At 66.7% G+C, this 26,729-nt stretch carries 23 protein-coding genes; 4 read left to right on the plus strand and 19 right to left on the minus strand.

Annotation, left to right across the window (positions count from 1 at the left end):
* Window positions 1-6 precede the first annotated feature (6 nt).
* From DK26_RS23590 to DK26_RS23615, 6 genes are all read right to left on the minus strand, one after another.
* Window positions 7-1,167 (minus strand): Xaa-Pro peptidase family protein, encoded by a 1,161-nt coding sequence (locus DK26_RS23590; RefSeq protein WP_066477919.1) that lies wholly within the window; start codon window positions 1,165-1,167, stop codon window positions 7-9.
* Between the two features lie 34 nt (window positions 1,168-1,201).
* A complete protein-coding gene (locus DK26_RS23595) occupies window positions 1,202-2,014 on the minus strand; it encodes an ABC transporter permease (RefSeq protein WP_066477921.1) in 813 nt (270 codons plus the stop codon).
* Window positions 2,014-2,922, minus strand: coding sequence for an ABC transporter permease (locus DK26_RS23600; protein ID WP_066477923.1), 909 nt, complete (start codon window positions 2,920-2,922; stop codon window positions 2,014-2,016). The genes DK26_RS23595 and DK26_RS23600 overlap by 1 nt, the downstream gene beginning before the upstream one ends.
* On the minus strand, window positions 2,919-4,052 hold the full coding sequence (locus DK26_RS23605) for an ABC transporter ATP-binding protein (RefSeq protein ID WP_066477925.1): 1,134 nt from the start codon (window positions 4,050-4,052) through the stop codon (window positions 2,919-2,921). The genes DK26_RS23600 and DK26_RS23605 overlap by 4 nt, the downstream gene beginning before the upstream one ends.
* 65 nt (window positions 4,053-4,117) lie before the next feature.
* A complete protein-coding gene (locus tag DK26_RS23610) occupies window positions 4,118-5,155 on the minus strand; it encodes an ABC transporter substrate-binding protein (protein ID WP_066477934.1) in 1,038 nt (345 codons plus the stop codon).
* 58 nt (window positions 5,156-5,213) lie between these two features.
* On the minus strand, window positions 5,214-6,842 hold the full coding sequence (locus tag DK26_RS23615) for an amidohydrolase (RefSeq protein WP_066477937.1): 1,629 nt from the start codon (window positions 6,840-6,842) through the stop codon (window positions 5,214-5,216).
* A gap of 325 nt (window positions 6,843-7,167) precedes the next feature.
* Here DK26_RS23615 and DK26_RS23620 point away from each other — a divergent pair, with 325 nt between their 5' ends.
* Together DK26_RS23620 and DK26_RS23625 are read left to right on the plus strand one after the other, a co-directional pair.
* Window positions 7,168-7,833 carry a GntR family transcriptional regulator gene (locus DK26_RS23620; protein ID WP_066477940.1) on the plus strand — a complete coding sequence of 222 codons (666 nt, stop codon included), beginning with the start codon at window positions 7,168-7,170 and terminating at the stop codon, window positions 7,831-7,833.
* A gap of 468 nt (window positions 7,834-8,301) precedes the next feature.
* Complete coding sequence (locus DK26_RS23625) at window positions 8,302-9,201, plus strand: polysaccharide deacetylase (RefSeq protein ID WP_066477943.1); 900 nt, start codon at window positions 8,302-8,304, stop codon at window positions 9,199-9,201.
* A 37-nt stretch (window positions 9,202-9,238) separates the two neighbouring features.
* Here DK26_RS23625 and DK26_RS23630 read toward each other — a convergent pair whose 3' ends face one another.
* The 9 genes from DK26_RS23630 to DK26_RS23670 form a co-directional block, all read right to left on the minus strand.
* Window positions 9,239-10,624, minus strand: coding sequence for an FAD-binding oxidoreductase (locus tag DK26_RS23630; RefSeq protein WP_184231683.1), 1,386 nt, complete (start codon window positions 10,622-10,624; stop codon window positions 9,239-9,241).
* A 25-nt stretch (window positions 10,625-10,649) separates the two neighbouring features.
* Entirely contained in the window at window positions 10,650-11,921 is a 1,272-nt protein-coding gene (locus DK26_RS23635) for a Zn-dependent hydrolase (RefSeq protein ID WP_066477947.1), read from the minus strand.
* An 8-nt stretch (window positions 11,922-11,929) separates the two neighbouring features.
* Complete coding sequence (locus DK26_RS23640; RefSeq protein WP_066477948.1) at window positions 11,930-13,471, minus strand: acetolactate synthase large subunit; 1,542 nt, start codon at window positions 13,469-13,471, stop codon at window positions 11,930-11,932.
* Window positions 13,472-13,538: 67 nt separating this feature from the next.
* Window positions 13,539-14,546, minus strand: a complete 1,008-nt coding sequence (locus DK26_RS23645; protein ID WP_066477950.1) for an arginine deiminase family protein — start codon at window positions 14,544-14,546, stop codon at window positions 13,539-13,541.
* A 47-nt stretch (window positions 14,547-14,593) separates the two neighbouring features.
* On the minus strand, window positions 14,594-16,192 hold the full coding sequence (locus DK26_RS23650; RefSeq protein ID WP_066477953.1) for a M20/M25/M40 family metallo-hydrolase: 1,599 nt from the start codon (window positions 16,190-16,192) through the stop codon (window positions 14,594-14,596).
* A gap of 21 nt (window positions 16,193-16,213) precedes the next feature.
* Window positions 16,214-17,008, minus strand: a complete 795-nt coding sequence (locus DK26_RS23655; RefSeq protein ID WP_198162407.1) for an ABC transporter permease — start codon at window positions 17,006-17,008, stop codon at window positions 16,214-16,216.
* 4 nt (window positions 17,009-17,012) lie between these two features.
* Window positions 17,013-17,894 carry an ABC transporter permease gene (locus tag DK26_RS23660; protein ID WP_066477955.1) on the minus strand — a complete coding sequence of 294 codons (882 nt, stop codon included), beginning with the start codon at window positions 17,892-17,894 and terminating at the stop codon, window positions 17,013-17,015.
* 94 nt (window positions 17,895-17,988) lie between these two features.
* Window positions 17,989-19,095 (minus strand): ABC transporter substrate-binding protein, encoded by a 1,107-nt coding sequence (locus DK26_RS23665; RefSeq protein ID WP_066477957.1) that lies wholly within the window; start codon window positions 19,093-19,095, stop codon window positions 17,989-17,991.
* A 56-nt stretch (window positions 19,096-19,151) separates the two neighbouring features.
* Window positions 19,152-20,246: an ABC transporter ATP-binding protein gene (locus DK26_RS23670; RefSeq protein WP_066477959.1), complete on the minus strand. Its 1,095-nt coding sequence runs from the start codon at window positions 20,244-20,246 to the stop codon at window positions 19,152-19,154.
* A 152-nt stretch (window positions 20,247-20,398) separates the two neighbouring features.
* On the opposite strand from DK26_RS23670, the gene DK26_RS23675 reads away from it, so the two are divergent.
* A complete protein-coding gene (locus DK26_RS23675) occupies window positions 20,399-21,067 on the plus strand; it encodes a TetR/AcrR family transcriptional regulator (protein ID WP_066477962.1) in 669 nt (222 codons plus the stop codon).
* Here DK26_RS23675 and DK26_RS23680 read toward each other — a convergent pair.
* Window positions 21,057-22,535: an NAD-dependent succinate-semialdehyde dehydrogenase gene (locus tag DK26_RS23680; RefSeq protein ID WP_066477965.1), complete on the minus strand. Its 1,479-nt coding sequence runs from the start codon at window positions 22,533-22,535 to the stop codon at window positions 21,057-21,059. The two genes, DK26_RS23675 and DK26_RS23680, sit on opposite strands and share 11 nt — an antisense overlap.
* A 4-nt stretch (window positions 22,536-22,539) precedes the next feature.
* Complete coding sequence (locus tag DK26_RS23685) at window positions 22,540-23,820, minus strand: 4-aminobutyrate--2-oxoglutarate transaminase (protein WP_066477968.1); 1,281 nt, start codon at window positions 23,818-23,820, stop codon at window positions 22,540-22,542.
* Window positions 23,821-24,075: 255 nt separating this feature from the next.
* Here DK26_RS23685 and DK26_RS23690 point away from each other — a divergent pair, with 255 nt between their 5' ends.
* Window positions 24,076-24,903 (plus strand): MerR family transcriptional regulator, encoded by an 828-nt coding sequence (locus DK26_RS23690; protein WP_083533538.1) that lies wholly within the window; start codon window positions 24,076-24,078, stop codon window positions 24,901-24,903.
* 170 nt (window positions 24,904-25,073) lie between these two features.
* Here DK26_RS23690 and DK26_RS23695 read toward each other — a convergent pair whose 3' ends face one another.
* Both DK26_RS23695 and DK26_RS23700 read right to left on the minus strand, forming a co-directional pair.
* Window positions 25,074-25,445, minus strand: coding sequence for a hypothetical protein (locus DK26_RS23695; protein ID WP_066477973.1), 372 nt, complete (start codon window positions 25,443-25,445; stop codon window positions 25,074-25,076).
* 280 nt (window positions 25,446-25,725) lie between these two features.
* Complete coding sequence (locus DK26_RS23700; protein WP_083533539.1) at window positions 25,726-26,727, minus strand: carbon-nitrogen hydrolase family protein; 1,002 nt, start codon at window positions 26,725-26,727, stop codon at window positions 25,726-25,728.
* Between the last annotated feature and the right edge of the window lie 2 nt (window positions 26,728-26,729).

A 26,729-nucleotide genomic window follows, 5' to 3' on the forward strand; every position in this document is an offset into this window, starting at 1 on the left:
TAAGGATCAGGTCGTGACCACGTATTCCGGCTGGATGCGGCTCAGCACCTCGGCGGACCCCTCGGTGGTCAGGATCGTGTAGCCGAGCGACATCGCCAGGTTGTTGGGCGCATCGATCAAGATGGCGTGCAGGAACAGGATCATGCCGGGTGCGACCGGCATCTCATTGCCGGAATAGATCATCGGCGGGACGTCCATCCAGGACGGCCGATAGGTTGCGCCCAGCGAGTAGCCGCAGGCGGACATGCGCGAGCCGCCGAAGCCCTCCTTGTCGAAGACGCGGCGATGGGCATCGTCGATATTGCCGATCGTGTTGCCCGGCCGGGCGGCCTCGGTCATGGCCGCGATCGCCTCGTGCGTCACCGCGAACATGCGCTGCTGCAGCGGCTGGGCGCGGCCGATTGCGATCGTCCGCATCAGGCAGGCGCAATAGCGGCGATAGCTCGCGGCGTGCTCGATGGTCAGCTGGTCCTCGCCGTCGAGCGTTCTGAAGCCGGTGGCACTCCTGACGAGCAGGGCGCGATCGCCAGATCCGAGCACGGGGCCAGAAGGCGGCGGATCTCCGCCGCCCGCCAGGATCGGGACCGAGCCCGCCGCGGCGATGTCGCCCTCGAAGCTGCCTGGACGCGCGTTCTCGATCATCGCGACGAGCGAGTCGTCGGCGAGTTCGGCGGCGCGCCTGACATAGGCGATTTCGGCCGCCGACTTTACGACGCGCAGGCCGCGGACCAGGTTGGACGCGTCGACCAGCGTGCACCACGGGGACAGGCGGTTGTGGACGAGGGCGTAATTATCGGCCGTCAGGCCGAAGGTGCGCATCTCGATGCCGACCCGGGCCCCCTTCAGGCCCTTCTCCTCCAGGATCGCCATCAGCTCGCGCGACGGGTCCATGCCGGGCGCATCGTACCAGAGCCTGATGTCCTCGAAGGTCGAGGTTCGCCGCGCCTGCTCGAGATCCGGCCGGCGCGTCAGCAGCGTCATCGGCCGCTCATCCGCGGTCAGCACCGCACACTGGAAGAAGACGAAGCCGCTCGTGTCGTAGCCGGTGAGGTAATAGGTGCTCTCCTGGGCGAAGAGCAGCAGGGCGTCGAGGCCTTCGCGCCGCATCGCGGCTCGCGCATTGGCGACGCGTTGATCGAATTCGGCTTTCTCGAAATGCAGCACCACGTCGGATCTCCTTTGGCGACCTTGAGCCGGTCGTCTAATCGCGAGGTTCGGATTGGAAGTACTGGGACACCGCCAGCAGCACGATCGACAGGACGATCAGCAGCGACGAGATCGCCGCGATCGTGGGGTCGATCTCGTCGCGCAAGGCGAGGAACATGCGCCGCGTCAAGGTCGCCTTGTCGCCGCCGGCGATCAGCAGGCCGATCACCACCTCGTCGAGCGAGGTGATGAAGGCGAGCAGGGCGCCGGAGATCACGGAATTGCGGATCTGCGGCAGGGTCACGGTGAGGAAGGCGCGCGGGCGCGAGGCCCCCATGCTGCGGGCGACCATCTCCTGGTTCATGTCGAAGCTCTTGAACCCGGCCGTGACCGAGATCAGCACGAGCGGCAGCGCCAGCACCGTATGCGCGAGCACGAGGCCCGACAGCGAATTGTTCAGCTCCAGCGGCGCGAAGAACAGGAAGATGCCGATGGCGAGCAGGATGACCGGGATCATCATCGGCAGCGTCAGGGCGACCTGGACGAGGCGTCCGGCACCGCTGCGTGCGAGGTGTAGGCCATAGGCGGCGAGCGTGCCGGTCACGGTCGCGACGATGGTCGTCAGGAAGGCGGCTTGCAGCGACACGACCGTGGCGTCGCGCCATTCGAGCGAGCCGAAATAGGCACGATACCAGCGCAGCGACCAGGATTCCGGCGGGAACGACAGGTAGCGCGAATCCGAGAAGCTCATCGGGATCACGAGCAGCGTCGGTGCGATCAGGAAGACGATGACCAGACCGCACAGGACATAGAGCCAGAGCCTGTCGAGATGGGTGATCTGCGTGCTCGTAGCTGGCTGTCGCAGCATCAGCGTGCCTCCCCGAGTTTCGCCGAGCCGGTCAGCTTCGCGACCAGCCAGAGGATGCCGAGCGTGATGACCAGGAGGACGACGCCCATGGCGCTGGCGGCGCCCCAGTCGGCATAGACGGTGGTCGAACGCTCGATCTGCATCGCCCACATCATCACGCGGCCGCCGCCGAGCAGGGCGGGGGTGACGTAGAAGCCGAGCGACAGCACGAAGACGACGATCAGGCCGGCCGCGAGGCCCGGGAAGGAGAGCGGCACATAGATCTGCCAGAAGGCGCGGATCGGCGAGGCGCCGAGATTGGCGGCCGCGCGCATGTAATCCTCGCTGATCGTCTTCATGGTCGCGTAGAGCGGTAGCACCATGAAGGGCAGCATGATGTGGGTCATGCCGATCGCCGTGCCGGTGAAATTATGCACCAGCCGCAACGGCTCCTCGATGATGCCGAGCTTCTGCAGCCAGGTATTGACGAGGCCCCGGCGCTGCAGCAGCACCAGCCAAGCGTAGGTCCGCACCAGCAGCGAAGTCCAGAACGGGAAGAGCACGCAGAGCAGGACGAGGCTCGCCCAGCGCCGCGGCAGCTGCGAGGCGAGGTACGCCAGCGGGTAGCCGAGCAGCAGGCAGACCACGGTGACAGTGAAGGCCAGCTCGAAAGTGGTCCGCAGCGTCAGCAGATAGGTCGGGTGCAGCAGCCTCTGGTAGTGGATGAGGGTGAAGCCGCTCTTGTCGACGAAGGACAGCCAGAACAGCCAGGCTATCGGGATGAGCACGACGAAGCCGACGAGCAGGAGCGCCGGCAGCGTCAGCGCCAGCATCGAGCGTCGCTCGCCATGGGCCTGGCGCCGCAGCGCCTCCTCATTGGCTCCGGACGCCGTGCCGCCGGCTGCGATCTGATCCAGAGCCAGCGTCATGACCGGCCCGTTTGCGGGGCATCCGCGTCGGCTGGGACGATGATCGCGTCCTCGGCGGAAAACCCGACCCGGACCGCGGTGCCCATCTCGGGGAGGACTTCGTCCGTGCGCAGGGAGCGCCGGATCGCGATCTCATGATCGCTCGCGGTCCTGACATAGGTGACGATGCTGTCGCCTTGGAAGACGTTCTGGCGGACATGGCCGGCGATGACGTTGGCCTCGGCCGGCGCCGCATCGGCAAGGAGGCGCAGCTTTTCCGGTCGCAGCACGAGGAAGCTCGACGCGCTGCTCGCCGGTGCCGGCGCCGCGCTGAGCAGTGGGGCGCCGGCGAAGCTCGGCCGCCCATCCCGGACCTCGATGGGCAAGGTCGAGGACTCGCCGATGAAGCTCGCGACGAAATGCGTGGCCGGCCGCTCGTAGAGTTCGCGGGGACGGTCGAGCTGGACGACGCGGCCGCGGTTGATCACCGCGATCCGGTCCGACATCGTCAGCGCCTCGCGCTGGTCGTGCGTCACGTAGACCGTGGTCATGCCGAGGCGATCATGCAGGCGACGGACCTCGAGCTGCATCTGCTCGCGCAGATTCTTGTCGAGCGCGGAGAGCGGCTCGTCCATCAGCAGGATACGCGGCTCGAAGATGACCGCGCGCGCCAACGCGACACGCTGGCGCTGGCCGCCGGACAACTGGTCGATGCGCCGCTCGCCGAAAGCGCTCAGCTGAATGAGATCGAGCGCGCGCTCGACCCGCCCGGCGATCTCCCGCGCCGGCACGTTTCGCAGCTTGAGTGGGTAAGCGAGATTGCCCGCGACCGTCATGTGCGGGAACAGCGCATAGTTCTGGAACACCATGCCGATGTCGCGCTTGTGCGGCGGCAGCAGCACCACCTCCCGATCGGCGAAGCGGACGCTGCCCGATTGCGGCCGCACGAAACCGGCGAGCACCATCAGCAGCGTGGTCTTGCCGGAGCCGGAGGGGCCGAGCAGGGTGATGAACTCGCCGCTCCTGATCGACAGGCTGACATCGTCGAGCGCCTTGAAGGAGCCGTATGACTTGACCAGGCGCTCGATCGTGATCGGCAGGGAGGCGCTGCGGTTGCCACCGGCCGCCGGAGCGTCGGCAGGTGTAGCCATGACTGTCATCCTGTTACCTTTTCATGCGAGGGCGGCCGGGCCCGGGCAGGCCCGGCCGCTCGTGTTCAGCGCTGGATGAACAGGTCGAACTGCTTGGTCAGCTCGTCGAGATTCGCGGCCCAGTAGTTCGCGTCGAGCACGAAGCCCTTCTTGGCGTTCTCCGGGGAGCTGGGCAGCTTCGCTGCGACCTCCGGCTTGATGATGCCCGTGTTGAAGGCCTCGACATTGGCCGGGCCGTAATTGATGTACAGGGCGATACGGGCCTGGACCTCCGGACGGCTCATGATCTCGATCGCCTTCATCGCCAGGTCCTTGTTCTTGGCGCCCTTGGGCACGACCCAGCAGTCCGTCAGCAGCATCTGCTGGTTGAAGGTCAGACTCACCTTCTCACCCTCGGTCGCGAGGGCTTCGGCGCGGCCGTTCCAGATCGCCGCCATCTCGACCTCGCGATCCTTCAGCACCTGCTGAGACTGGGCGCCGGAGGCCCACCAGACGACGACGTCCTTCTTGATCGCCTCTAGCTTCTTGAAGGCGCGCGCAGTGTCGAGCGGGTAGAGCTTGTCCATCGACACGCCGTCGGCGAGCAGGGCGGATTCGAGCGCGTAGACCGGGCTGCGGCGCATGGTGCGGCCGCCGGGGAAGGTCTTGGTGTCCCACATGTCGGCCCAGCTCGACGGCTTCTTGTCGCGATACTTCTCGTCGCTCCAGGCCAGGGTCGTGGCGTAGACCAGATTCGAGATCCAGCCCTTGCCCTTCATATTGTCGGCGATGCCCTTGACCCCGAGGATGGCCGGCGTCAGCGGCTCGGTGTTGCCTTCCTTGTCGAGCAGCGCGCAGCCATAATTGCCCTGCTGGACGAGATCCCAGGTCGGGCGCCCGGAGGCCACCTGCGCGCGCACATCGGCGACGCCGGAGGTGGTCTCCTCCTTGATCGTCACGCCGAGCTCCTTCTCGACGATGTTGAACCAGGCCTCCCTCTGCGCCTTCTGGTAGGCGCCGCCCCAGGACGAGATCGTCAGGGTCTGTTGGGCCGCGGCCGGTGCGACATGGCCTGCCGTGGCGGCCAATGCGACCGCGGCCAAGGCGTGAGCGACGAATTTCATGGTATCTCCCCTTGTGGTTATGCGCGCATGCAGATGAGGCTGTGCTCTCATTCTCGCGTCACGTCTGACGCGAGAATATTCGATCTCCCCCGAGATAGGTTTCATCGACACGGACATCGGCGAGGGTCTCCGGATCCACGCTGAAGACATCCTCGTGAAGGATAGAAAAGTCCGCAAGCTTGCCGACTCCCAGATCACCCTTGATGTGTTCTTCCTTGCCGCAATAGGCGCCGAGCGTCGTGTAGGCTTCGACGGCCTCGTAGACGCTCACCGCCTCGCGGCGGTCGAGATCGGCGCCGCTGTCGGTCTTGCGGTTCACCATCGAGTAGATGCCGCGGAACGGGTTGGGGTGGCAGACCGGGCAATCGGAATGGCCCGGCGCCTTCACGCCTGCATCGATCATGCTCCGGTGGGGCCACATGTACCGCATCGCCGCGGCGCCGCGATTGCGCCGATAGGCATCGCCGAGATCGTAGGCGAAGCCGGTGGCGGAGGAGCAGATGACCTGCAGCTTCTTGAGGCGCTCGAGGATGGCCGGGGTGACGTTGCAGCAATGCTCGACGCGCAGCCGGTGATCGCGGACCGGGTGATGTTGGAGCGCGTGCTCGAATGCATCGAGCACGAAGTCGATACCGCGGTCGCCGACACCATCCGCGCCGACGAGCAGACCTGCCTTGTGCGCGCGCAGGACCCGCTGCTTGAAATCCTCGAGCTCGTAGAGCAGCATCCCCCGATTGTCCTCGGGCTCGCCGAGGACCTTCTCGCCGATATAGGGCTCGTAATAGGCGGCGGTCCGTCCGCTGGTCGAGCAGTCCGGGCACCATTCCACCCCGGTCAGCCGGATCCATTCGTCGCCGAAGCCGGTGCGCCAGCCCGAGCGGATGATCGCGTCGATCAGCTCGTCCTCGCGGCCGCTGGCCAGGAGGCCGACGCGCATGCGCAGCTCGTTGTTCTCGCGCATCTTCTGATAGGCGACGATGCCTTGCGTCGAACACAGGCTGTTGTGCACGGACGTGATGCCGTAGGACGCGAAATCGTCGAAGACCCGCACCAGGCCGCCGGCGAAGTCGTCCGGCGTGAAGCCGCGCTGGCAGAGATTGACGATCTCATGGGCGGCCGTCTCGCGCAGCAGCCCGGTCAGCTCGCCCGTCTGCGGGTCACGGTCGAGGCGGCCGAAGGGCGGATCGCCGCTCTCGCGCGTGAAGCCGGCGGCGGCCAGGGCCGCGCTGTTGGCGAAGCCCAGATGCGCGTCGCGCCGGTAGAGAAAGGCCGGTCGCCCGCCGGCTGCATGGTCGAGCTCGTCACGCGTCGGATAGCCACCCAGCCGGGTATCGTCGTAGCGAAAGCCGACGAACCAGTGATCGGCCGGCTTGCCCTTGAGCGTGGCGCGGACATGGGCGAGCACGTCATCCTTGCTGCCGAACCCGCTGGACAGGTCCGACCAGCGGCCGAGCCGGGCGCCGTGCATGTCGGGATGGCAGTGACTGTCGATGAAGCCCGGCAGCACGGTCCGACCGCCGCAGTCGATCCGCTCGGCGAAGGGCGCGAGTTCCTTGATCTCCTGGTTGCTGCCATGTGCGACGACCTTGGAGCCGCTGATCGCGAAGGCCTCGATGAAGTGATCCGAGCGCTCCATTGTCGCGATCTTGCCGTTGATCACGATCCTGTCGATCCGAGGCACTGTCATCGACGATCTCACTCCCCCCGCTCAGCGCGGCGCTCGACAAATCCCGCGCATCGCCAGGCCGTGGCGCGGACGTCCGCGGACGGCGTTAGGGTGGCGTCGGCCGGAAAACGAAGCTGCATGCCCGGCGCCCGATAACCGCAGCTGCAGCGCTGCGTCAGGTCTTGTTTGACATGTCAGTAGAGGCAGCGTCACAAAGCTGAGAGGCGTTGTCAATCATGAATTTTCACGGAAACGCGAGCGCGGCCGCCTTGCCGATCTGTGAGGTTGCGACCTAATCTGATATGTCAGTTTAAGCCGACGTCCCAGGCGGTCTGAGGAGAGATGAATGGGTTTTGCGGGGGAGGCGTCCTCGACCTTGGCCGTGGAAGCCTACAGGCGTCTCGAGGAGATGATCATCCTCGGCGAGCTCAGGCCGGGAACGCGGTTGTCGGAGCAGACGCTGGCGCAGGCCCTGGCCCTGGGGCGCACGCCGATTCGCGAGGCCCTGCAGAGGCTGCGCGAGAACAATCTCGTCGATATCCTGCCGCGCTCCGGCGTCTTCGTGACGGATGTCGACTTCCGGGACCAGTTTCTGCTGATGGAGGTTCGTCGCCCCCTGGAGTGCCAGGTTGCGGTGCGGGCCGCGAGGCTCGCCTCGAACGAGGACAGGGCGCGCTTCATGGAGATGGCGCAGCGCATGCGGGCTGTCGTCGATGCCGGGGACAAGGTCGGCTTGATGAACGTCGACCGAAGCTTCAAGGATTTGTCGTTGCGGGTAGCGCGCAACAAGTTCCTGACTGCGGCGCTCGCTCCCATTCAGGCCAATTCCCGTCGCGTGTACTTCATGCATCTCGAGGCGACGAACATTCCCATAGGGCATGCGCATGCTGATGCGATCGAGGCGATCGGGCGCGGCGATGTCGATCGGTCATTGGAGGCCGCGACGAGATTTCTCGATGAGATGGAGTCCTTCCTGAGGCGACGGCTCGCGAATAGTCTTGTGTTTTCGTAGCCTTAGCAAGGCTTCCGCCGGAGAGGTTCCGGAAGTGGTCCAATCGCTCTGGTGAAAAGGCGTAAGTTTCGGCTCGTGGGCCGGGCGGGTGGGGTCTTGCGCGGCCGTGACGGGCCGCTCGTAGCGGCCGCGTCGCGAGGAGTTGCACTGACCAGCCCGTTTGGCGACGCTGTGGGATCGCCGGCCGAGCAAGCCTGCCAAGCTTGACAAGCCCGTGCATTCAAACGACCAACGCGACGTTCCCGGGGCGGGCATGATCTTGGATGTCCAGCCTGCTCGAGTCGCCAGGAGATGCCGTGCATGCCATTACGCATCATGAGTGAGCCGGGCACGGCGGGCGAACGTCGCGCGGCATCCGGCCCGAGCTTTCCGGCACGGTATTAAGCTGTTCGCTCACAAATCTTCTTACAGTCGCAGTCGCAGCAGCAGTGCGCGATAGACTGTGCATTGCAGCCAGGGCCATCGTCGATGATCAGCAATCCGATCCCCTGGCCGAACAATGCGCGTTGCGCCGTCGCCTATACCTTCGACATGGACGCGGAGGCGCTGCTTCACATCAACTTCCGCGAGCAGGCGCCGGACCGTGTCGCACTGGCCTCGATGCTGCGTTACGAGCCGCAGGTCGCCGTGCCGCGGCTTCTGGAGATATTCCGCCGCTTCGGGCTGCGGCAGACCTTCTTCATCCCGGGATGGTGCGTCGAAGCCTATCCGGCGACCGTCGAACAGATCCTCGCGGCGGGGCATGAGCTCGGCCATCACGGCTATCTCCACAAGCGGCCGAATACCCAGAACCGTGACGAGGAAGCGGAGAGCCTCGGACGCGGGATCGAGGCGTTGGTACGGCTGAGCGGGCACAAGCCTGCGGGTTATCGCGCACCGGCCTACGCGTTTTCCCGGCATACGCTGGAGCTGCTGCAGGAAAGCGGCTTCCGCTATGACAGCTCGCTCATGGGCGACGACCAGCCCTATCTGATCGGCAATGAGCGCGGCGACCTCGTCGAGCTTCCGACCGACATGTCGCTCGACGACTGGACGCAGTATGTCTGCATCAAGGAGTTCGGCTACATGCTGCCGATCGCCTCGCCAGAGCGGGCGATGGAGGTCTTCCGGGCGGAATTCGACGCCGCCTGGCGCCATGGTGGTCTCTGGAACGCCGTCTGGCATCCCTTCGTCTCGGGCCGGCCGTCGCGTGCCGACGCCTTCGCCGGGCTGATCGAATACATGCAGGAGAAGGGCGGCGTCTGGTTCGCCACCCTTGCCGAGATCGCCGCCCATGTCCGCGGCCTCGCCGAGCAGGGCATCTGGCAGCCGCGGCGCGATCAGGTCCCGTTCTGGCCCGAGCCCCTGCAGGACAGGGAATTGTCCTGAGATCGCGACCGGCGGCCAGGAACCGCAGGACGGAACATCATGCCAGGATGCGGCCGCGGTTCAGGATCCCAGTGGGATCGAGCGCGTCCTTGAGCGTCCGCATCAAAGCGAGCTCGGAATCGGAGCGGCTGTAGCCGAGATAGGGGCGCTTCAGCACGCCGACGCCGTGCTCGGCGGATATGCTGCCCTCGACGTCGCGAACGGTGCGGTACACCACCTCGGCCAGTCCCTCGAAGCCCGTGCCTTCGGGCGGGTGGATCGAGAGATGCAGATTGCTGTCGGCGAGGTGGCCGAACAGGATCAGCGTCGCGTCGGGCCTGGCTTCCGCGATCCGGGCGTGCAGGAGATTGACACCCTGCGCCATCGCTGCGAGCGGCACGCTGATGTCGAAATGCAGGCCCGTCGACAGGTGCCGGTAGAACTCCGAGCTCGCCTCGCGATAGTTCCAGAACTGGGCGCGCTCGCGGCTCGATTGCGCGACGAGCACGTCTTCGAGCAGCCCTTCCTCGACAAGCGCGCCGAGCGCTTCCAGGAACAGATCCGCATAGGCTTCGCCGGCGGGAAGCGCCGCCTCGACCAGCAAAGTGAGCGCTGGGCCCGATGTAAAGGGTGGCGGCAGGGCGGCATGGGTTGCCGTGGCGGCGAGATAGTCGCGCCACATCGCCTCGAAGGCGAGGAGGCCGCCCGGTAGCTTCGCTTCGAGCCGGTCGAGCACCTGCAGGGCCTCGGCGACGCCCGCGACGGAGCAGAGCGCGGTATGATGGCTCGGCACGGCGGGCTGGAGCGCCAGCAGGACGCGCGTGACGATGCCGAGCGTGCCCTCGCTGCCGATCAGGAGCTGGGTCCAGTCGTAGCCGGCATTGTTCTTGATGACCTTGACGAGCGAGCTGACGATGCGGCCGTCGGGCAGGACGGCCTCGAGCCCGAGCACGTTGCGGCGCGTCATGCCATAGCGCAGGACCTGCACGCCGCCGGCATTGGTCGCGACGTTGCCGCCGATGGTGCAGCTGCCGCGTGCGCCGAGATCGACCCCATAGAGCAGGCCCGCTTCGGCGGCGCGTTGCTGGATCGCCTCCAGCGGCGTGCCGGCGAGGGCGGTCATCGTCCGGCCGACCGGGTCGAGCTCCTCGATGCCGTTCATGCGTTCGAGCGAGAGCGCGATCTCGCCTTCGACGGGATGCGCGCCGCCGGCGAGCCCGGTCAGGCCGCCCTGGACGACGATCGGAAGGGACAAACGGTGGCAGATCGCGAGCGCTGCTGAGACTTCGGCCGTGCTGCGCGGCAGCAGCAGCGCCGCCGGTGCGCAAGGTGGCATTCCTGCGCTGTCGGCGCGGTTGCGCGCGGGCACGGCGTTGCCGACGCGGATCTGCTCCGGGCCGAGGGCGGCGGCGAGGGCCGCGAGCGCGTCGGGGGGCAGGCTCACGCTGCGACGTCCTCGTGCCGGGAGCTCACGGGGCCGCTCCCTGCGGCGCCTCGGCGAGCCGGCGGTCATAGTCGAGCACGGCCTGGAGCAGCACCTGGGCTCCGGCGCCGCAATCGTCGAAGGAGGCGTCCTCGGCCTCGTTGTGGCTAAGCCCTCCGGCGCAGGGCACGAAGATCATCGCCGTCGGCGCGACGCGCGCGATATAGGCGGCGTCGTGGCCGGCGCCCGAGACGATGTCGCGCATGCGATAGCCGAGGCCGCCGGCGGCCTGGCGCACGGAGGCGATGCAGCCAGGATCGAAGGGCACGGGCGGCGAGTCCCAGATCCGCGTCAGCGTGCCAGTGACGCCGTGCTCGGCGCAGATCTCCGCCAGGGCCTTCTCTATGACGGCCTCGGTCCGCTCGAGCGCGCCGGCATCGGGATGGCGCAGGTCGACCGAGAGGGTGGCTGCGCCGGGTATGACGTTGCGGGAGCCGGGATGGACCGCGATCGTTCCGACGGTGGCGACGGCCCCGGGGCAGGCGCGTGCGGCGGCCTCGACGGCCAGCACCAGCGCGGCCGCGGCGGGGAGGGCGTCCCGGCGCATCTGCATCGGCGTCGAGCCTGCATGCGACTCGCGGCCGGTGATCTCGACATCGTACCAGCGCATGCCCTGGACGCCGGTGACGACGCCGATCGTGTCGCCCTCGGCCTCGAGGATCGGTCCCTGCTCGATATGGAGCTCGAACATGGCGCCGATCGGCGTCGTTCCGATCGCGACCTCGCCACGATAGGAGATGGCCTCGATCGCCTCGGCGAAGCTCACGCCCTCACCATCCTTGCGCGTATCGGCATAGCTCCGGTCGAACACGCCGGCATGGACGCCGGAGCCGAGCATGGCGGGCGCGAAGCGCGAGCCCTCTTCGTTGGTCCAGTTGACCAGCATGACCGGCGCGTTCGTCTCGTAGTCGGCGGCGTGCATGGTGCGCAGGCATTCGAGCCCGGCGAGGACGCCGAGCACGCCGTCGAACTTGCCGCCGGTCGGCTGCGTGTCGAGATGGCTGCCCATGGCGATCGGCGGCAGCGCGTTGTTCCGGCCCGGCCTGATCGCGAACATGTTGCCGACCTCGTCGACATGCACGCTGCAGCCGAGGCTCTCGCATTCGGCCCGGAACCAGTCGCGGACGCGGCGATCCTCCTCGCCGAGCGTCAGGCGCCGGATGCCGCCCTTGGCGGTGCCGCCGATCTGCGCGGTCTCCATGAGATCGCTCCAGAGGCGGCCCGCGTCGATGGTCAGGTTGTTCGCGCGCTTCGTCATGACGTTTCTCAGCAGGGGACTTCGATCAGGAACGGACCGGGCTGGCGGAAGCTCGTCCCGACTAGTTCGATCAGGCGCTCGACGCTGTCGGCGCGAGCGGCTTCGACGCCCATGCCGCCGGCGAGCTTGACCCAGTCGAGATCGGGGCGGCGCAGGTCGAGCATGTCGAGCGCCGTCCGTCCCGGGTTCAGCGCGCCGACATTGAACAGCTCGGTCTCGAGGCTCTGATAGGCCCGGTTGGCGAAGATGATGTTGGTGACGTTGAGATTCTCGCGCGCCTGCGTCCACAGCGCCTGCAAGGTGTACATGCCGCTGCCATCGGCCTGCAGCGCGACCGTGCGCCGCTCCGGGCAAGCGACAGCGGCGCCGGTCGCCAGCGGCAGGCCGATGCCGATCGAGCCACCGGTCAGCTGCAACCAGTCATGCGCGGGTGCGCCGGCCGTGTGCCGGTAGCAGAAGCCTGCGGCATTGATGCTCTCGTCGATCAGGATCGCATCTTCCGGCAGCAACGCGCCGACGACCGCAGCGGCCGCCTCGGCGCTCAGCGCGCCTGAGGGCAGCGCCGGGCGGGCCAGCGCCTGCAGGACAGGCGGCGCGCCGGCGCCGATCAGATCGGCGAGGCGTTCGAGCGCATCGTCGAGATCGTCCTCCGGCGCGGCGAGCCGATGGACGGCGCAGTCCGGTGGCAGCACGAGGCTCGGCTTGCCGGGATAGGCAAAGAAGGCGACCGGCTCCTGCGCGCCGACCAGGACGACGCGGCGCACTTCGGCGAGTTGCGCGAGCGAGTCCGCGACCGGGTAGAAGACGCGCTCGAGCACGACGCGCCCGGCGCCGCGTGCGATGCGGGCATTGGAGGTCGGGGCCATCAGGCGCGCGCCATGCGTCTGCGCAATCCGGCTTGCCAGCTCCAGCGGGCGCGCGCGCAAGGCGCGGCCGCCGATCATCAGCAAAGTCGGCTCGCCAGATCGCAGGGCGGCGGCGGCCTCCTTCAGCGCCTCCTCCGAGACTTTCGGCCGTGCCGGCAAAGGCAGGCGCGGCGCCGGCCCGTCGGCATCGTTCCAGGCAGTGTCGGCCGGCAGGATCAAGGTCGCGACCCGGCCGGCGCCCGAGAGCGCTGCCGCCACCGCTTCAGCGCCGTCGCGTGCGACCGCGCGGGCATCCTTCGAGGTCCTGACCCAGTCGGACATCGGCCGGGCCACGCCTTCGACATCGGAGGTGAGGGGCGCGTCGTAGACGGCGTGGTGCGTGGCATGATCGCCGACGATATTGACGATCGGGGTATTGGCCTTGCGGGCGTTGTGGAGATTGGCGAGCGCGTTGCCGAGGCCGGGGCCGAGATGGAGCAAGGTCGCGGCCGGCTTGTCGGCCATCCGGGCATAGCCGTCGGCCGCGCCGGAGACGACGCCCTCGAACAGCCCGAGCACGCAGCGCATGCCGGGGACACGGTCGAGCGCCGCGACGAAGTGCATTTCAGACGTGCCCGGATTGGCGAAACACGTATCGATCCCGCTTGCGATCAGCGTCCTGACCAGGCTTTCCGCGCCGTTCATGCCCTTTTGTCCCACCTTGTCCTGCCGGAGGAATGGAGGGGCCGGGCGTGAGCCCGGCCCGTTTTGGTCAAAGCGGATCGCGAACGAGCGGCGAGGTCGAGCAGTGAATGCCGCCGCCGCCGAGCGCAACCTTGTCGTACTCTACGACGCGGACCGAGATGCCCGCCTTGTCGAACTTCGCCTGCGTGCGCTCGGAGAGGCCGCCGGCCATGATCACCCGGCCCGGGCGCACCGCAAGGCAGTTGATCACCCAGTTGCCGTCATCCGGGCAGACCTCGATCTGGCGGATGCCGAGTTGCTTCAGCCGCTCAAGGAACCAGAAGGGCAGCAGCGTCGGATTCACGAACGCCGTCTCGGCGTCGACCATCACGAACATGCCGTCGATGTGCAGACGATAGCCGGTGAGCTCGACCCGCAGCAACTCGACACCGTGCACGCGCAGCACTTCCTCAAGCTGGCGGGCGCCTTCCTCGTTCACGCGGCTCGAAAGGCCGACGACGGCGACCTTCGGCGTGATGAAGGCGAAGCTGCCGCCTTCCATCAGGCCGGTGCCGCCGATGGTCCGCAGGATCGGCATGCCGAGCTTGCCGAGGGTACGCGTGACCGGCAGCTCCTCGCCGCGGCGGATCGGCGGACCGAGACGGGCGACGATGGCGCCGCCATCGATGGCGATGACGCTGTCGCGGGTGTAGACGGACTTCATCTTGCCGGGCGCGCATTCGTCGAGGAAGACGACCTCGGCACCTTCCTCGCGCAGGGCGGCGACGAGCTTGTCATGCTGTGCCTGCTGGGCCGGAAGATCGGGGATCGAGTCGCCGCGCCAGTACCAGCCCTTCTCCGGGTCGCCGAAGGCGCCGATGTCGGGGATGCGCTTGGTGGGGTCGACGACATTGAGCTCCGGGCCCGGGCGGTGCATCAACACCTTGCGGATCTGGCCGACATCGTTGTTGCAGCCCCAGCGCTGCCCCCAGACCTCGACCTGCTCGGACTCGGCCTCGAAGGCGGGCTCGGCCCGCGAGGCGAAGGTCTTGATGAGCATGTTGTAGCGGTATTCGTGTTCCGAAATGATCGACATGGTCTTCTCCTGAATCCGGTGCTGAACTGATCTCTCGCAGCTGGGTCTCAGCCGGCAGCGGTCGGAATGGTCCATTCGTCGCCACGGGCAGTGGTGACGTATTCCGGCCAGCGATAATTGACGGGCGCCTCGAAATCGGCCGGCAGAAGCGGCGCGACCCACTTCTCGCCGCCGATGCCGCCGCCGGTGCGCTCCTTGAACTCCGCCTGCGCGGCGGCGAGGCTGGTGCCGTCGGTCAAGAGGTCGACGATGGTGGTGGCGATGACCTTGGCGGCCGTGCTCCACATCGGGTCGATGCAGGCCGGCATGCCGCCCATGGCGTAGCGGGTCCATTCCGGATAGCGGTAGCCGGGCGGCGCCTTGAGGGTCGGGCGGCCGACATAGAGCCGCACCGTCGGCGCGTGCCACGTGTAGTCGACATAGTCGTCGGCAGCGAGGTTCTTCTGCCAGGACGGCAGCTGCGCACGGAAGGCCTCCTCGCCCTCCCAGGGCGCCGTCAGGCGCTGGATCTCGGGCATGAACGGGTCGTCCATCGGCTCCAGGCCGAGATTGCGCTGGATCTCACGGCCGAAGGCGCGCGCTTCCTCGCCCCATTGCGGCGCGCCGATCGCGGCGAAGTTGCGCCACGCCGCCTGCGCCATCGCGTGGTTTTGCAGGCCGGCGCGGGTGCGGGTGATCCAGGCGGGGCTGACCGTGCAGTGGCTCATCGCGGCGCAATGCTCGGCATTGCGGTCGAGCACCGCGAAGACGCGCTCGCACATGTCGAGCGTCGGGGCGCGCAGGGAATATTGGATCTGGGCGAGGCCGGGCGCGAGATTGTCCGCGGCCGCATAGCCCGCCTGGATGATGTGCTCGTTGAGCGTCCAGCTGCCGTGATGCGGCAGCATCGACTCCTTCATGTACTTGGACGAGGTGTACATCAGGCAGACCGCGTCGATCGCGCCAGGCGCGCGCGCGGTCGAGTGGCTGTGGGTCACGCCGGCAAAGGCGCCGGTCTGCTGCCAGGTCTCCGGGTTCGGGCACTCGAAGGTGTAGACGCGGCTCCAGTAGGGCGCGCTGTGGGTATCCCAGAAGCAGCTGTTCGCCAGCGCCGGGAACGAGTGCGGGTGGAAGCTGATCGCCGCGTCGAGATCGTTGTAGTAACCCTTCGCCGCGTGCACCGGCTTGGAGCCGCACATCTTCTCGGCCGGTTCGCCGAAGAACTTGATGCGGCCCTTGATGCCGTGCTTCTCCATGGCGTGCTTGGCGGCGAGGAAGCCGGCGAACGCGCCGATACCGAGAGCGGAATGAGGGTCGGTATGGCCGGCGGCGTGGCGGCTGACGCCCTCGCGCGGCTTGCGGAAGGGCACGGCTTCCTGCGAGGTGCCGGGCACGGCGTCGTACTCGGCATAGCCGCCGATGGTCGGGCCTTCGCCATTGGACCATTCGGCGCAGAACGCCGTCGGCATGCCGCCGGAACCTTCCTCGACGGTGAAACCCTCGGCGCGCAGGCGCTCGACATACCAGGCGGCGGAGCGGTACTCGCGCCAGGACGGCTCGTGCAGGTCCCAGATCGTCATATGGTCGGCGGAGAGACGCTCTGCGTTCTCTTCCAGCCAGGCGAGGGCGCTCTGCTTGTCGGCGCCAAAGTCACTGATGTCGGACATGGTTCTGCCTTTTCGGATGGTTCAGTTCCCGCGCCGCGAGCGCACATAGGCGTCCGCGCACAGGAGGCTCACGGTGACGGCGATGAGGACCGCCGCGACGGCGGCCATGGTGGGATCGAGCGACTCGTTGATGCCGTCCCACATCCGGCGCGGTAGGGTGAACACGGCGCGGCCGGCGATGAAGAGTGCGAGGACGAGCTCGTCCCAGCTATGGATGAAGGCGAAGATCAGCCCGGATACGACGCCGGGCATGATGTTCGGGATGATCACCAGGCGCAGCGTCTGGCTCATGCTGGCGCCGAGGCTGAGCGAGGCCTGCTCGAGGCGCGGATCGAAGCCGGCGAGCGCGGTCGAAACCGTGATCACCACATAGGGGACACCCGTCACCGCATGGGCGATGATCAGCCCGGTGTAGGTGTCGAGCAGGCGCAGGTCGATCCAGAACTGGTAGATGCCGAGCGCGTAGACGATGGTCGGCACCATGATCGGCACCAGCATCAGCATGCGGACGAAATCGCTGGCGCGGTTGCCGAGGCGCCAGCAGCCGATCGCGCAGAGCGTCCCGGCGACGACGGCCACGGCCGTCGAGACGCAGGCGATGATGAAGCTCTGCAGTATGCTGACGAGCCAGGGGCCGCTGCTGAACAGGTTGCGGTAGTACTGGAACGAGATCTCCGATTCCGGCAGCGAGAGATAGTGCCGGTCGGTCACCGAAACGGCGAAGACTACGGTGATCGGAAGGACGAGGAAGCAGATGATCAGCCACGCCAGCGAGCGTGTCATGATCGAGATGTTGCCGAAGCCGTTTGCGGTCATGGTCTCAGCCCGCCCCGAAGAGTTTGCGCAGATTGACCAGCCGGCTCAGCGCCGCGAGCAGCACGCCGATGACGATCAGCAGGATCGCGGCGAGCATGCTGGCGACGCCCCAGCGCACGACCTCGAGGATCTGGACCTTGATGTATTCGGCGATCATCAGCGTCTTGCCGCCGCCGAGCAGGGCCGGGGTGACGAAGAAGCCGAGCGAGAAGATGAAGACCAGGATGCTCGCGCCGACGACGCCGGGCAGGGACAGCGGCAGGAACACCCGCCAGAAGGCCTCGAACCGCGAGGCGCCTAGCCCGCGCGCGGCGGCGATGCAGCGCTGGTCGATGTCCCGCATGTTCGAGAAGATCGGCAGGATGCCGAGCGGAAGCATGTAATGCACCATCCCGATCATGACGCCGGTCTCGTTCCAGATCAGGCTCAGCGGCGAGTCGGTGACGCCCGTCGCCATCAGCGCCGAATTGATCAGCCCTTCGCGGCGCAGCAGCACGAACCAGGCGAAGGCGCGCACCAGCACGGAAATCCAGAGCGGGACGAGCACGCCAAGGAACATCCAGCGCTGGACTCTTGGGGAGGAGTGCACGAGCGCATAGGCGACGACATAGGCCAGCAGCAGCGTGAAGATCGTCGTCAGCACGCTGATGCGGGCCGTGGTCCAGAGCATGCGCTGGATCGAGGTGCTGCTGGCGAGCAACTCGTAATTGTCGAGGCCCGGAGCCGGCACCGTGACGCTCATCCAGAGCACGCGGCCGATCGGGTAGATGTAGAAGACCCCCATCAGGAGGAGAGCCGGCGCGATCAGCAGCCAGTAGCGCGTCTGGGGCGACGCGAAGAGGCTGAGACCGGCCCGGCTGCGCGCTGAGTCGGCAGGAGCAGTCATCACATGTCCGATCGGGTGGGGAAGCGCCCTCGGGCGCGGTCATGCCCACCTTGCGGAGGGCATGACCTGTCGTGCGTCGGGTGACGCGGAGCCGTTACGAAGAGATCAGGTCCAGGAAGCTCTGGAACGTCTTCGAATGGTTGGCCTTGTACCAATCGGCGTTGATCTTGGCCTGGACCGCAGCATTGGCTGCATCCGACGGGTTCTTCTTCTTCAGTTCGGCCGGCACGAGCGCATCCGCGGCGGGGTTCGAGGGGCCATTGCCCATCGCCGCCAGGAGCTTCACCTGGCCTTCCGGCTGCTGCATCGAGGCGATGGCGCGCATCGCTTCCTTGCCGGCGGGATTGCCCTTGGGCACGACCCAGAGGCCGGGCTGGAGCAGTCCGTCCTTGAAGGTGTAGGTGACACGGCCCTGCGTCTCGTCGGCGAGGACATTGGCGCGGGTGTGCCAGAGCAGGCCCATCACGCATTCGCCGTCGCGCATCAGGCTCTGGCTTTCCGAGCCGCTGTTCCAGAACAGCAGGTCCTTCTTGATCGTCGCGATCTTGGCGAAGGCACGCTTGACGTCGAGCGGGTAGAGCTTGTCCTTCGGCACGCCATCGGCCATCAGCGCGAATTCGAGCATGGCCTGCGAGTCCTTGCGCATCATGCGCCGGCCCGGATACTTCTTGGTGTCGAAGAAATCGGCCAGCGTCGGCTCGCCGGAAACCTTGCTCTTGTCCCAGGCGAGAACCGAGCTGAACATGTAGTTCACTACACCCTCGTCATAGGCAAAGGTGGGATCCAGCTTGGTCTTGTCGACGATCGAGTAGTCGATCTTCTCCAGCGCGCCATGCGGGCCGAGCTCGGCAAGGGTCGTGATGCCGGCGTCGCAGATGTCCCAGGTGACGTGCCGCGACTGGACCATGGTGAGGATCTTGCCGTTCAGCGCGCCGCTGCCGTCGAGCACGATCTTGCCGCCCTGGGCGGCGAACGGTTTCACGAAGGCCTCGTCGAAGGCCTTCATGGCGACGCCGCCGAAATTGACCAGCACCACTTCCTTGCCGGCCTGGGCCCGCGCGGCTCCACCGCCCAGCGCGAGCGCCGCAGGCGCGATGCCGAGCGCGAGCGCGCTGCGGATCAGGTCGCGACGCGTCTGCCCGGCGCCGAGTTCGGCCGCAAGGGCCCTACAATCTTCCCCGAAGCTCTGCTTTTCCATCATGATCCCCTGTTCTTGTTGATGATGAAGATGAGGCTTTCCGGTCGTTGGCCCGGCCGCTAAGCCTCCTGGACTTCCATCCCCGCCCGCGCGCTCCAACCCAGATCGAGGGATTGCCCGACTTCCGGAGCCGCGCCTGCATTCCAGGCCGGCAGCGAGACGCTGATCGGGCCGCAGCCTGCGGTGTCGACGAGGATGCGGAACTCCGAACCGAAGTAGTTCCACTCCTTGACGATGCCGCTCAGCCGGTTGTCGCTTTCGGTGCCGGGAGCGACGATGGAGAGCTTTTCCGGTCGCAGCGCGACCGTGACGTTGGAGCCGATGCCCGGCTTGGCGTCGCGGGCTTTCTGCACGAAGCGCACGCCATCTCCGGAGAACACGAAGCCGTCGCCGACATGGGACTCGACCTTGCCGCGCACGAAATTGCTCTTGCCGAGGAAGTCGGCGACGAAGGCCGTTCGCGGCCGGTCGTAGAGCTCGCTCGGCGTGCCCTGTTCGACCAGTCGCCCGTCGCTCATCACGACGATGCGGTCCGACATGGACAGCGCCTCGTCCTGATCGTGCGTGACATAGATGAAGCTCAGGCCGACCTTGCGATGCAGGCGCTTCAACTCCTCCTGCAGCTCGGCGCGCAGCTTCTTGTCGAGCGCGCTCAACGGCTCGTCGAGCAGGAGAAGGTGAGGGGTGAAAACGAGCGCGCGGGCGAGAGCGACGCGCTGCTGCTGGCCGCCCGAGAGCTGGCGCGGCAGGCGCTCGCTCTGCGTCGTCAGCTTGACCAGATCCAGCGCCGCCTTGACCTTCTCCTCGATCTCGGCGCGCGGGCGCCGGCGAACCTTCAGCGGAAAGGCGACGTTGTCGAAGACCGACAGATGCGGGAACAGCGCATAGCCCTGAAAGACCATGCCGAAATTGCGGGACTCCGGCGGCAGGTGCGTAATCGGCCGCTTGTCGAGATGGATGCTACCTTGGTCGGGCTGCACGAAGCCCGCGATCATCATCAACAATGTGGTCTTTCCGGATCCGGAAGGACCAAGCATCGTAAGAAATTCGCCACCCTTGATATCGAGGGATACGTCTTTGACAGCTTTGAATGTACCGAATGTCTTCGAAACACCAGATATCGACAGGTCGTGACCTGGAATCATTGCCGTCATTGTCAAGGCAGCCCCTCTGTTATATTTATTTCGACCTTGGCTGTCTGGTCGAGTGATTGCAGAGCTTAGCCACGTCAAAATCAGAGTCAACTATAAAAAAAGAGCCAACTCTAATTTTTTGAGGTAAGCTCGGGCATCGGCAGGAGGACGTTTTGGCCAGCAAGGTGATCGGACTGAGAGAGCGCAACCGGCAGCACCGCGTCGGGCTCATTCTGGGCGCAGCCTCTCGCCTGTTCGCGCAGGGCGGCTATGACAGCACGCGCATCGAGGAAATCGCCGAGGTGGCCGAGGTCGCGCCGGCCACGGTCTATAACTACTTCACGAACAAGGCGAACATCCTGACCGCGCTCGCTGCGCGGCATGTCTACAGCTCCTGGGCCGAGCGCAGCGCTTATGTTCAGAACCCGCCGAGCGACCCTGTGGAGGCCGTGCAGGGCTTCGAGCGCCTGCTCGCCGACCAGGCGATGCGCACGCTCGGCCGGGAATGCTGGCGGGTCATCATGGCCGCACCCTATCTCCAGCCCGGCAGCCGCCTCCACCGCGCCGGAATCATCTTTGGCTGGCTGATCGAGCGCCATTACCGGCGGATGTTGCGAACCTTCCAGGAGCGCGGCCAGCTCGATGCCGATGTCGACATCAGGGCGCTGGCCGAACTGATCACCGCGATCGGCACCTATCATTTCGGCCGCCGCGTCTCGGACGAGAACATGACGCTCGACACGCTGAAGCAGGACATCGAGAGACATGTCCTGATCACCTTTCTCGGCGTCATGCCCAGACAGGCGCGCCCGGACGCGCCGGGCGTGCTAGCTAGACACTGAGGCAAAGGTATTTGATCTCGAGATAGTCCTCGATGCCGTATTTCGAGCCCTCACGGCCGAGGCCCGATTGCTTGATGCCGCCGAAGGGCGCGACTTCGGTCGAGATCAGCCCGGTGTTGATGCCGACCATGCCGTATTCCAGTGCCTCGGCGACGCGGAAGATCTTCGAAACGTCGCGCGAATAGAGATAGGAGGCGAGGCCGAACTCGGTGTTGTTGGCCATCGCCACCACCTCGGCGACGGTCTCGAACCGGAACAGGGGCGCGACCGGCCCGAATGTCTCTTCGCGCGCAACCTTCATCGCGGCGGTGGCACCGGTCAGCACGGTCGGCTCGAAGTACAAGCCACCACGCTGGTCGCGCCTGCCGCCGGTCAGCACTTGCGCGCCTTGCGCTGTGGCATCGGCGATATGCTCCTCCACCTTGGCCAGCGCCTTGTCCGAGATGAGCGGGCCGGCGAGCGCGCCCGCCTCGAAGCCGTCGCCCACCTTGATCTGCCTGACGCGGTCGGCGAGCTTCTGCGCGAAGGCATCGTAAACCCCGGCCTGGACGTAAAGGCGGTTGGCGCAGACGCAGGTCTGGCCGTTGTTGCGGTATTTCGAGACGATCGCGCCTTCGACGGCAGCGTCGAGATCGGCATCGTCGAAGACGATGAAGGGGGCATTGCCGCCGAGCTCGAGGCCGAGCTTGAGCACCTGGTCGGCGCCCTGCCGCATCAGGATCTTGCCGACATTGGTCGAGCCGGTGAAGGTCAGCTTGCGGATCTTCGGGTTCTCGCAGAACTCGCGGCCGAGGGCGACAGCATCGGTCGACGGCAGCACGCTGAAGAGCCCCGCGGGCAGCCCGGCACGTTCGGCGAGAACGGCGAGGGCGAGGGCCGAGAGCGGGGTTTCCGATGCCGGCTTGGCCACCATGGCGCAGCCGGCGGCGAGGGCCGGCGCCAGCTTTCGCGCCAGCATGGCGTTGGGAAAGTTCCAGGGCGTGATCGCCGCCACCACGCCGACCGGTTGCTTGAAGACGATGATCCGCTTGTCGGGCTGGTGCCCGGGGATGGTGTCGCCATAGACCCGCTTGGCCTCCTCGCCGAACCATTCGACATAGGAGGCGCCGTAGAGGACCTCGCCCCTGGCCTCGGCCAGCGGCTTGCCCATCTCGGCGGTGAGGATCGCCGCGAGGTCGTCGACATTGGCGACCATCAGATCGAACAGGCGGCGCAGGACCGCCGCCCTGTCCTTGCCGGTGCGGGCCGCCCAGTCCTTCTGTGCCTCCTGGGCGGCGTCGATCGCGGCCGAAGCCTCGGCGCGGTTCAGGTCTGGTAGCGTCGCCAGGACCTCGCCCGTCGACGGATTGGTGACCTCGAAGGTCCGGCCCGTCGCCGCCGAGGCGACGGGCCGGCCGGCGATGAAGCCGCATTCGACGACGAGCGAGGTGTCCCTGAGCCGGGCGAGGAGGCTTGCCGCTATCGCCATCGCCTCAGGCCTTCGCAGCGCATTCGCGCAGGCTGTCCTCGAGGATGTCGAGCGCCTCGGAGAAGGTCTCGTCGCTGATGGTCAGCGGCGACAGGAAGCGGATGACATTGCCGTAGACGCCGCAGTTCAGCAGGATCAGGCCCTTTTCGAGCGCGCGGGCGCGGACACGGTTGGTGAAGTCGGGGGCAGGGGTCTTCGTGCCCGGCAAGGTGAACTCGACCGCGTTCATGAAGCCGGGGCCGCGGATGTCGGCGACCTCAGGCACGTCGGCCGTCAGCGACTGCAGGCGCTGCTTCAGGCGGGCGCCGAGCTGCTCGGCGCGTGCGCAGAGCCCCTCATCGGCGATGACGTCGAGCACGGCATGGGCCGCCGCGATGCCGATCGGGTTGCCGCCATAGGTCCCGCCGAGGCCGCCGACGCCGGGAGCGTCCATGATCTCGGCGCGCCCGGTCACGGCTGCGATCGGGAAGCCGCCGCCGAGGCCCTTGGCCATAGTGGTGATATCCGCGACCACGCCGGCGCGCTCCATCGCGAACATCCGGCCGGTTCGGGCGAAGCCGGTCTGCACCTCGTCGGCGATCAGCAGGATGCCATGCTGGTCGGCCAGCGCCCGCAGCGCCGTCATGAAGGCGCGCGGCGCCTCGTAGAACCCGCCTTCGCCCTGGATCGGCTCGATGATGAATGCCGCGACGCGGGACGGATCGACATCCGCTTTGAACAGCCGGTCGAGCGCCGCCAGCGAGGCTTCGGCGGTGACGCCGTGCAGCTCGACCGGGAAGGGGATGTGGTAGACCTCCGGCATCATCGGGCCGAAGCCGACCTTGTAGGGCGCCACCTTGCCGGTCATCGACATGCCCATGAAGGTCCGGCCGTGGAAGCCACCGGCGAAGGCGATGACGGCCGAACGGCCGGTGGCGGCGCGGGCGATCTTGACCGCGTTCTCGGTCGCCTCGGCACCGGTGGTGACGAAGATGGTCTTCTTGGCGAAGTCGCCCGGGACGACTTCGTTCAGCCGCTCGGCGAGCTCGACATAATTCTCATAGGGCACGACCTGGTGGCAGGTGTGGGTGAAGCGGTCGAGCTGGGCCTTCACCGCCGCGATGACCCGCGGATGGCGGTGACCGGTGTTCACCACGGCGATGCCGGCGGCGAAGTCGATGTAGCGCTTGCCTTCGGCGTCCCAAAGCTCGGCGTTCTCCGCCCGGTCGGCATAGATCTGCGTCGCGACGCCGACCCCGCGGGAGACGGCTGCTGCCCTGCGGGCTTCGATGGCGGAATTGGACATTGCTTGCTCCCCTTGGATGGCCGTGCCTGCGTCGGCAGCTCTTCGAGGAATTTCTTGCAGTTTTTCTGCAAGAAAACAAGATGGCCGCGAGCCGCTTTCCGCCATAGGTTTTCGCGCGTCCTATCGGACACGAAATGATGATCTAGCTCTTTGTTTTAGCATCGGATTCTTCCGAAAAGTGGTTTCCACTTTTCGGTCCGATGCTCTAGGTTCTCGCCCGATCGCCGTGACGATCGGCGCAGCCCGGGACCGGATGTGGAGCCTGTTCGATTTCGCATTACCGAGGCCGCCCGCATGGCGGGGGTTTCGGCCTCGACCTTGCGGCTCTGGGAGGCGCAGGGGCTGATCGAACCGATCCGGACCGCTTCGGGGCAGCGGCTCTACAGCCGCGAGCAGCTCGACCGCCTGCAGGAGATTGCCTGGCTGCGGCGCGAGAAGGGGCTCAACCCGCCGGCGATCGCCGACCGAATGCGCCGGGAGGATGCCCCCGCGCCGCAGGCCGGAGCAGCACCGGCCGCTGCGGAGGCGTCAGCGCGGGAGGTGCCGGTCGGGCTGAAGATGCGGCGGCTGCGCCAGGCGGCGCAGGAGACGCTGGAGGATGTCGCCCAGGCGACGGCGATTCCGGTCTCGGTGCTCTCGACCTTCGAGCGGACCTCGGTCGGCCTGTCGTTCAAGGCCCTGCACGAGCTCGCCCGTCATTTCGGGACGACGGTGGCGGCGATCAGCGGGCAGGAGGATCACGACGAGCGCGAATCGCTGGTGCGGTCGGGCGAATGGGCGACATGGCCGCCGACCTCTCCCGGCGTGACCGTGCAGGCATTGGCGCGCGGCCAGACCCTGATGGAATGCCATCGCTTCCAGCTCGCCCCGGGCGCCTCGAGCGAAGGCACCTATGAGCATGAGGGCGAGGAGTTCCTGCACATTCTCTCCGGCAGCCTCGAAATCGTCCTCGACGGCGACAAGTTCTTCGTCCTCGAAGCTGGGGACAGCTTCTACTTCGAGAGCCGCAGGCCGCATGCTTGGCGCAATGCCTGCGGGCAGGAAACCGTGGTCGTCTGGATCAATACGCCGTCGAGTTTTTGATCGCGAGGATCCGCTGCGACCTCCAGCTCTCGGGCACCCCGTTCCGAGCGAGCCCGGCCATATCGGCCGCGGTCCGCAAGGGGCGTGTCCTGGCGAGCTGGCCCGTTAACAGCAGTGTAGCGGCGCCGGCGTCACGGCGCGCCGAGGCAGGGGCCCGCAGCAATCCAAATTCAGCTGTGCCGACTATCCAGCAGCGCGCGAAGCCCGCGTACTGTGCTCTCGTCAAAGCTGATGTCGATATCCACACCTGAACGCGTTTTCGTCCTCAGGATGAGCGTTCCGTCGTCCGCCATCACGAAGCTGGTCTGTTCGGCGAGGACAGCGCTGACTACGTCGGCATTTGTCGGCGAGCCGCGCTGCTCGGCAGCGTGCATGACGGCAGCTTCGAACCGCGACAGGAAATCACCTTCAAGCCGGTGCGGGATGTGAAGGATGAAGCGCTGACCATTGCTATCCGTGAGATCGAGGCAGCTGTTTTGCCCGCTCGTGGAGGCGCCGTGGCCATTGACGCGGCTCAAGAGGATCGTGGCGGGCTCTGTCATCCTGGCATTCCCGAGCTTTGACGAGGTCACCCCGGCTCAATAGCCGTTTCGCGTCCAAGTCGGAACTCGCACATTTTTTGGTTTGGTGATCATCCCCAGCGTCGCTGGCAATCTCGGCGTCGACGTGCGGATAGTCGAGCGGCGGGAGCGGAGATCGGTCAGGACCATTGGCAATGTCGGTTTCCGGGCGAGGCGCCAACTTCCGCTTGTGGGGCTTGGCTGCCATGGCTCGCTGGTAACAGGTACGGCCGCTTCCCACCCCACACCCGTCATTCCGAGTTTATGGACTCACGGCCTCGCCCGATGGCGAGCGAAGCGAAGCGCTGGGTTGGCCTCGGTCCTGCGCCGCTTCTTCGAGCGGAGCCCGGTCGATGATCAACCGGAGCAGGTCGGGACGGGAATAGTGCCCGCCGGCGTCGATGGCGGACTTGGCGGCGAAAACTGCCTCCATTGCGCCTTCGGCAAGCAGGATGGTTTCGCCCTCGGCCGGGCCGGCGATGATCTCGCCGCGGGGATCGATGATGCAGCTCTGGCCGGTATGCTCGTAGGTGGCGAGCTCTCGGTAGCGTTCCGGCACGTCCTCGGTCATCCGGATGCCGGCGGCGCAGATGACATAGCAGGCCGCTTTCGAGGCGAAGGCACGAGAGAGCAGGTGCTGGCGCGGCCAGATGATGTCGGGGTAGGGCGGCGCATTGTTGGGCTCCCGCCCCGGCCACGCGGCGACATGGATTTGCGTGCCCTGCGCTGCGAGGGCATGCCCCGGCAGGAAGAGATTGTGTTCCCAGCAATTCAGGCCGCTGATCCGGCCATAGGAGCGCTGGTGCACCCTGAGACCTTCCGCGTCGCCATCGCCCCAGACGGCGCGCTCGACATGAGTAGCCTTCAGCTTGCGGTGCCGCCCGAGGATACGCCCCTCCCGTCCGATGAAGAGCAGCGTGCAGTAGACGGTCCCGAGCGTCGCCGTGTCGCGTTCGACCACGCCGATCACCACGTCGATGCCGCCCTCCCTGGCGGCGGCGCAGAGCCGATCCGTCGCCGGCCCGGGGATTTCGACGGCGTTGGCCTGGTATTCAGCCATCGCCCGCCAGCTCAGCGGGCGGAACTCCGCGTCAGCGAAGAACGGGTAGCCGTGAAGCCAGGCCTCGCCGAAGGCTGCGATCGTGGCCCCGGCCGCCGCGGCCTCGGCGATCAGCCGACAGGCCTTGTCCGTCGCGGCGTCGCGGTCGAACAGGATCTGGCGCGCCTGGATTGCCGCGAGCGTGAAACGCCCTTCGACCGCCATGT

Source organism: Allobosea sp. WAO (assembly GCF_001509835.1).
Taxonomy (GTDB): domain Bacteria; phylum Pseudomonadota; class Alphaproteobacteria; order Rhizobiales; family Beijerinckiaceae; genus Allobosea.

Excerpts from the sequence above, each read along its gene's own strand:
- DK26_RS23595 (WP_066477921.1), bottom strand. The coding sequence starts at position 2,014 with ATGCTGCGACAGCCAGCTACGAGCACGCAGATCACCCATCTCGACAGG.
- DK26_RS23600 (WP_066477923.1), bottom strand. The coding sequence starts at position 2,922 with ATGACGCTGGCTCTGGATCAGATCGCAGCCGGCGGCACGGCGTCCGGA.
- DK26_RS23605 (WP_066477925.1), bottom strand. The coding sequence starts at position 4,052 with ATGGCTACACCTGCCGACGCTCCGGCGGCCGGTGGCAACCGCAGCGCC.
- DK26_RS23610 (WP_066477934.1), bottom strand. The coding sequence starts at position 5,155 with ATGAAATTCGTCGCTCACGCCTTGGCCGCGGTCGCATTGGCCGCCACG.
- DK26_RS23615 (WP_066477937.1), bottom strand. The coding sequence starts at position 6,842 with ATGACAGTGCCTCGGATCGACAGGATCGTGATCAACGGCAAGATCGCG.
- DK26_RS23620 (WP_066477940.1), top strand. The coding sequence starts at position 7,168 with ATGGGTTTTGCGGGGGAGGCGTCCTCGACCTTGGCCGTGGAAGCCTAC.
- DK26_RS23625 (WP_066477943.1), top strand. The coding sequence starts at position 8,302 with ATGATCAGCAATCCGATCCCCTGGCCGAACAATGCGCGTTGCGCCGTC.
- DK26_RS23635 (WP_066477947.1), bottom strand. The coding sequence starts at position 11,921 with ATGACGAAGCGCGCGAACAACCTGACCATCGACGCGGGCCGCCTCTGG.
- DK26_RS23640 (WP_066477948.1), bottom strand. The coding sequence starts at position 13,471 with ATGAACGGCGCGGAAAGCCTGGTCAGGACGCTGATCGCAAGCGGGATC.
- DK26_RS23645 (WP_066477950.1), bottom strand. The coding sequence starts at position 14,546 with ATGTCGATCATTTCGGAACACGAATACCGCTACAACATGCTCATCAAG.
- DK26_RS23650 (WP_066477953.1), bottom strand. The coding sequence starts at position 16,192 with ATGTCCGACATCAGTGACTTTGGCGCCGACAAGCAGAGCGCCCTCGCC.
- DK26_RS23655 (WP_198162407.1), bottom strand. The coding sequence starts at position 17,008 with ATGACCGCAAACGGCTTCGGCAACATCTCGATCATGACACGCTCGCTG.
- DK26_RS23660 (WP_066477955.1), bottom strand. The coding sequence starts at position 17,894 with ATGACTGCTCCTGCCGACTCAGCGCGCAGCCGGGCCGGTCTCAGCCTC.
- DK26_RS23665 (WP_066477957.1), bottom strand. The coding sequence starts at position 19,095 with ATGATGGAAAAGCAGAGCTTCGGGGAAGATTGTAGGGCCCTTGCGGCC.
- DK26_RS23670 (WP_066477959.1), bottom strand. The coding sequence starts at position 20,246 with ATGACGGCAATGATTCCAGGTCACGACCTGTCGATATCTGGTGTTTCG.
- DK26_RS23680 (WP_066477965.1), bottom strand. The coding sequence starts at position 22,535 with ATGGCGATAGCGGCAAGCCTCCTCGCCCGGCTCAGGGACACCTCGCTC.
- DK26_RS23685 (WP_066477968.1), bottom strand. The coding sequence starts at position 23,820 with ATGTCCAATTCCGCCATCGAAGCCCGCAGGGCAGCAGCCGTCTCCCGC.
- DK26_RS23695 (WP_066477973.1), bottom strand. The coding sequence starts at position 25,445 with ATGACAGAGCCCGCCACGATCCTCTTGAGCCGCGTCAATGGCCACGGC.
- DK26_RS23700 (WP_083533539.1), bottom strand. The coding sequence starts at position 26,727 with ATGGCGGTCGAAGGGCGTTTCACGCTCGCGGCAATCCAGGCGCGCCAG.